General features: G+C 33.2%; 6 protein-coding genes and 1 tRNA gene. 6 read left to right on the plus strand and 1 reads right to left on the minus strand.

Annotated elements, in window-relative coordinates:
- The 5 genes from RRY75_RS13800 to trxA form a co-directional block, all read left to right on the plus strand.
- The coding region (locus RRY75_RS13800; RefSeq protein ID WP_332717319.1) for a DUF6128 domain-containing protein at positions 1-1043 on the plus strand (1043 nt) is incomplete at its 5' end.
- Positions 1044-1210: 167 nt separating this feature from the next.
- On the plus strand, positions 1211-1888 hold the full coding sequence (gene deoC / locus RRY75_RS13805; RefSeq protein WP_332493600.1) for a deoxyribose-phosphate aldolase: 678 nt from the start codon (positions 1211-1213) through the stop codon (positions 1886-1888).
- A 24-nt stretch (positions 1889-1912) separates the two neighbouring features.
- Positions 1913-2566 (plus strand): tRNA (guanosine(46)-N7)-methyltransferase TrmB, encoded by a 654-nt coding sequence (gene trmB / locus RRY75_RS13810; RefSeq protein WP_332493598.1) that lies wholly within the window; start codon positions 1913-1915, stop codon positions 2564-2566.
- Between the two features lie 45 nt (positions 2567-2611).
- Positions 2612-2839 (plus strand): hypothetical protein, encoded by a 228-nt coding sequence (locus RRY75_RS13815; protein WP_332493597.1) that lies wholly within the window; start codon positions 2612-2614, stop codon positions 2837-2839.
- Positions 2840-2919: 80 nt separating this feature from the next.
- Positions 2920-3237 carry a thioredoxin gene (gene trxA / locus RRY75_RS13820; RefSeq protein WP_332493596.1) on the plus strand — a complete coding sequence of 106 codons (318 nt, stop codon included), beginning with the start codon at positions 2920-2922 and terminating at the stop codon, positions 3235-3237.
- 60 nt (positions 3238-3297) lie between these two features.
- Here the strand turns inward: trxA and RRY75_RS13825 are convergent, their stop codons facing one another.
- Positions 3298-4545 carry an AI-2E family transporter gene (locus RRY75_RS13825; protein ID WP_332493594.1) on the minus strand — a complete coding sequence of 416 codons (1248 nt, stop codon included), beginning with the start codon at positions 4543-4545 and terminating at the stop codon, positions 3298-3300.
- 232 nt (positions 4546-4777) lie between these two features.
- Between RRY75_RS13825 and RRY75_RS13830 the strand changes: the two genes are divergently transcribed.
- Positions 4778-4860: transfer RNA gene (locus RRY75_RS13830), tRNA-Leu, on the plus strand.
- Positions 4861-5142 lie beyond the last annotated feature (282 nt).

A 5142-nucleotide genomic window follows, 5' to 3' on the forward strand; every position in this document is an offset into this window, starting at 1 on the left:
CTCCAGATATGAATAAGCCAGCCATGCCAGGAGAAGGTCCCGGACCGGTAATTATCCCAACTCCAGATATGAATAAGCCAGCCATGCCAGGAGAAGGTTCTGGGCCAGTAATCATACCAACTCCAGATATGAATAAGCCAGCCGTGCCAGGAGAAGGCCCCGGGCCGGTAATCATACCAGCATTAGATGTAAATCAACCAACAGAACAGGGAAAAGGCTCAAAACCAGTACCTATGCCATTGCCAGAAGAGCATACTATAGGGAGTAAAAGCAAAGAACACAAGAAGGAACAAGGGAAAAAAGAGTTAGAACGTTATGTTGAAAATCTCCAAGAAACGGAACAAGAGTTAGAAACCAGATACCAAGATGAGATTAAGGTGCTAACAAGATTACAAAACTTGTTCAATGAATCTCAAGATAAAGAAACCTTAGCCAAACGCGTACAAAGTATTATTGAAGCAAGTATACAACCATTAGCTCAATCAGAATTGAATCCTTATCAAAATAGAGGCAATTCAGTACCTAGAAGACCTGTTGAAGATGAAGAACAGCAATACTTAAATGAGATTGAAAATGTACTAAAGTCTATTCAAGATAATATGAGTAAACCTCCTTCACAAAAAAAAACTTTTTTAAAAGATAGTATAGATGAAAAAGATATAGAAGAGGATAAAAGTGCAAGTTATAAGCGAGATTTAATGAGAGTAAGAGATATATTTACAGACTCAGCAGAAATTGAACCCTTTGAAGAAAAAGATGAAAACATTGACTGGGTGAGAATTTCTATGGCAGAACTTATCTCTATGCCACAATTTTCTTATGAATGGTGTACTAATCCTTTTGTAACTTATTGTTATCACAAATTTGGATTTTTGATTTTAGGAAGAGACAAACATATTGAACAATATTATATAGGTGTGCCAGATATTTATGATACTAAGCGTAAGTTTATTCTCTCTATTGATAAAGTAGAGTCTTTTAGAGGTAGAAGTAATCAGAATTTAAAACCGGGAGATTATGGTTATTGGATTGTAAGAGTCTGAATAAAAAAGGAAAGTGTCTAAAACACTTTCCTTTTTTCATATTTTTCCTTTTTGCTAGGGCATAGAAAAACTAGTGAAATGATGATATAATCTAGAAAAGAAATTTTTTAATAGAAAAACAATAAAACTCTTATACTAATTAAAGAAAGAATAGATGAGGTGGAAAAATGAACTTAGCAAACTATATTGACCATACTATTTTAAAACCAGAAGCAACAAAACAAGATGTTCTTAGACTCTGTGATGAAGCAAAACAATATGGATTTGCTTCTGTATGTGTAAATGCGTACTATACAAAATTAGTAGCAGATGCACTTAGCGGAAGTGATGTGAAAACATGTGTTGTAGTAGGATTCCCATTAGGAGCTACTTTTACTGAAATTAAAGCACATGAAACAGAACTAGCTATCCAAAATGGAGCTACGGAAGTAGATATGGTTATTAATGTTGGAGCTCTTAAAGATAAAGACTATACAACAGTAGAGCAAGATATTAAAGCAGTAGTAAATGCTGCAAAAAGCAAAGCGATTGTAAAGGTGATTATTGAAACCTGCCTTCTTACAGATGAAGAAAAAGTTAAAGCATGTGAGCTCTCTGTTCAAGCAGGAGCAGATTTTGTGAAAACCTCTACAGGATTTAGCACAGGTGGTGCAACGGTAGAAGACATCGCACTTATGAGAAAAACAGTAGGTGATAAAGCTCAGGTTAAAGCATCAGGTGGTGTAAGAGATTTTAAAGGAGCTAAAGCTATGGTAGATGCTGGAGCTAATCGTATTGGTGCAAGCAGTGGAATTAAGATTGTAATGCATCAAGAAGAAGTAGCAGCGCCAGGTGGAATGTACTAAGAAAGATTTGAGAGGGGATAAAAGATGCGCCTTAGAAGAGACCCAAGAGCAACGGAATACTTAGCACAAGATGAACGCGTTGTTCAAGACCCAACCCAACATAAAGGTAACTGGAATGAAGTATTTGGGAATAACCATCCTATTCATGTAGAATTTGGATGTGGAAAAGGTGGGTTTATTACTGAACTTGCAAGAAGAAATCCAGATATCAACTACATTGCAGCAGAAAGAGCAGAAACTGTAGTTTATAAGGCTTGTAAAAAAGCTAATCGAGAAGAAACACCTGAAAATTTACGTTTCTTATATGAAGATGTAGCAAATTGCATGGATATTTTTGAAGCAAGAGAAGTAGAGAGACTATACCTGAACTTCTCAGACCCATGGCCTAAAACACGTTATGCAAAAAGACGTCTCACATACCGTGATTTTCTTAGAAAATATGCTGTTATTTTAGGTGAAGAGGGAGAAGTTCATTTTAAAACAGATAATAAAGGGCTATTTGCTTCTTCAATTGAGGAACTATCGATTGAAGGATGGCTTATGAAAAATGTAACTCTAGACCTTCATAATAGTGGAATGGAAGACAATGTAATGACTGAATATGAAAAGAAATTTTCAGAACTCGGCTTTACAATTAATCGACTTGAAGCAGTTCCACCAAGGACAATCTGCAAATAGAAATTTACTTCATATACTATAAATAAAAGTATATGAGGTGAAGATATGCGTTTTTTTGAGCAAATTCAATATAAACTACGAAACTTTTTGTATGATCAAGAGCGTGCTAAATACAATAAGAAAAATAGTTATACTGATAAAAAAGACAGAGATTATTCTGGAAACCAACAAGAAGATAATAAACCAATTCATAAATTTATGGACTCCTTAGATGAGATGGATGCTTATCTAGAGGAAAAAATAGAGGAATGGAATCTTAAAATTAAGAAATAATAATGGAGAATAAGATACACAAACAACAAAACATATGATAAAGTGTACTTGACTACAAAAAGACATTAGGAGGAAATAAAATGGCATTTCAATTTACAGACGCAAACTTTCAACAAGAAGCTTTAGAATCAAATATTCCAGTAATTATAGATTTTTACGCAGATTGGTGTGGACCATGTAAGATGATGGCACCAATCATTGATGAATTAGCAACACAATATGAGGGAAAAGTTAAAATTGGAAAAGTAAATACAGATGAAAATCGTGCTATTGCTTCTAAATACAATATTATGAGTATCCCAACTATTCTTTTTATCAAAAATGGTGAAGTAGTAGATACTACAGTTGGAGCTCTTCCAAAACAAGTGATTGAACAAAAGATTAATCAATTATTCTAATTGAATTAACTGAAGAATAAAAAGCGTGTAACTAAACTCACAAGTTTAGTTACACGCTTTTTATTCTTCAGATGTCTTGTTACCTAAATAAGTAGGATCGAAAGGAACGATTTCATCGGGTGATAATTTTGGTAAAGCAATAGCTTTTACGGTTAGGCGTTTGTCAATCCATCTATTAAACATAGAAAGAATAACAGCTAAGATAGGAGATGCGAAGAACATGCCTAGAGGGCCGGCAACAGCACCACCAATTGTAATGGCAGAGATAATCCAGAAAGGCGTAATGCCAATAGAATCGCCTAAGATCTTCGGTCCTAAGATTAAACCATCAAACTGTTGTAGGAATAGAATAAAGATTCCAACAATAATGGCTGCTCTAGGTCCTTCAAATAAAGTAAGGATAATGGCTGGAATAGCGCCAATAAAAGGACCAAAGTAAGGAATCATATTAAATACCCCTATAATGAAGGAAAGTAATAGCGCATAAGGGTTTTGCAAGATAGAAAGTCCAACGAAGCAAATAACACCAATAATAAGAGAGTCAAGAGATTTGCCAACAAAGAATTTAATAATGGTAGTATGCCCTTCAGTTGCAACACTAATAATTTTATTAGCAGTACTTTTTTTAAAGACAGCATAGACAGCACGCTTTGTACCATTAGTAAACGTTTCTTTTTGCATGATAGCATAAGAGGCAATAACAAAGCCTATGACTAAGTTTAAGAGAGTACCTGTAATAGTCATGGTACTGTTTACTAACTTATCAAATACAGTCTGTACAGCAGATGGATTGATAAGTTCACTTACTTTAGCTGGATTAATAAGTTCATTTACAAATTGAGATAAGTCAGGGTAAGCAAGTGCGTCATTTACAGCATGTTGGAGCTGACCTAGAGCACGTTGTAATTCTTTTAAATAATTGGGTAAGTTATTACCTAGAAGTCTAATATTATCTAAAATCTGAGGTACTAAAAAGCGAATGGTTAAAAAGAGTGTACCGAATAGACATAGATAAACAATAATAATTGAAACAACACGTAAACGTCTATAATCTTTATGAGTATTAGAGTGAGTCCACTTAATAAGATAACGCTCAAAAAAAACAACAGCAGGATTCATCAAATAGGCAATAAGTAAGCCATAAAGAATAGGCGTGAAAATACCTATTACTGATTTAAAATAACTATATACATGAGGGATAATATTATCTGTATTGGATGAAATACGATAAGTCAGTATAGCAGCGATTATTACAAAGAGTGTATACAGTGCGATTTTTATATATTTTGTATCCCAAATTTTTTTCAAAAGTAAATACCTCCTCGTATTTTATGATTCCATTTTATCACACATGAACTCTGATGACTAAAGAAATTTCATTAAGATTTATTAAGAAAGATCTTAATGAATAGAGGTAATGGGTATAAGGTTTTAATTAGTATTAAATGAAGGAAAATAAAAAAACTAAAAAAGCTCATATAAAGAGTTGACAAAATAACTATAGTTAGCTATAATTAAACATGTCTTAAAAAATAAATACGCGATTGTGGCGGAATTGGCATACGCGCTAGACTAAGGATCTAGTGGTCCTAGACCTTGGGGGTTCGAGTCCCCCCAATCGCACTAAAAAACCTTGGAATTATATTCTAAGGTTTTTTTTGCATCTAAAATAGAGACTTTTGTTAAAAATAACTATAAATATAAAAATAAATTAGTTATAATTAGCATAGATATTTTCTTGTTAAAATGATAACAGAGTATAAAAAATGTAAACTAGAGTATTAGAAAAATATCTAGAGTACAAAGTACACAATCTGAATGTCGAAAAATATAAAAAATGTCTAAAAAACGCGTTTAGTTTACAATTCGTTTACAAAATAGATGATAAATGTTCATAAATAGATG

This window comes from Niameybacter sp. (assembly GCF_036655075.1).
Lineage (GTDB): Bacteria > Bacillota > Clostridia > Lachnospirales > Cellulosilyticaceae > Holtiella.

Bases quoted from the DNA above. Each gene is read 5' to 3' on its own strand.
- trmB (WP_332493598.1), top strand. From the start codon at position 1,913: ATGCGCCTTAGAAGAGACCCAAGAGCAACGGAATACTTAGCACAAGAT.
- RRY75_RS13815 (WP_332493597.1), top strand. From the start codon at position 2,612: ATGCGTTTTTTTGAGCAAATTCAATATAAACTACGAAACTTTTTGTAT.
- deoC (WP_332493600.1), top strand. From the start codon at position 1,211: ATGAACTTAGCAAACTATATTGACCATACTATTTTAAAACCAGAAGCA.
- trxA (WP_332493596.1), top strand. From the start codon at position 2,920: ATGGCATTTCAATTTACAGACGCAAACTTTCAACAAGAAGCTTTAGAA.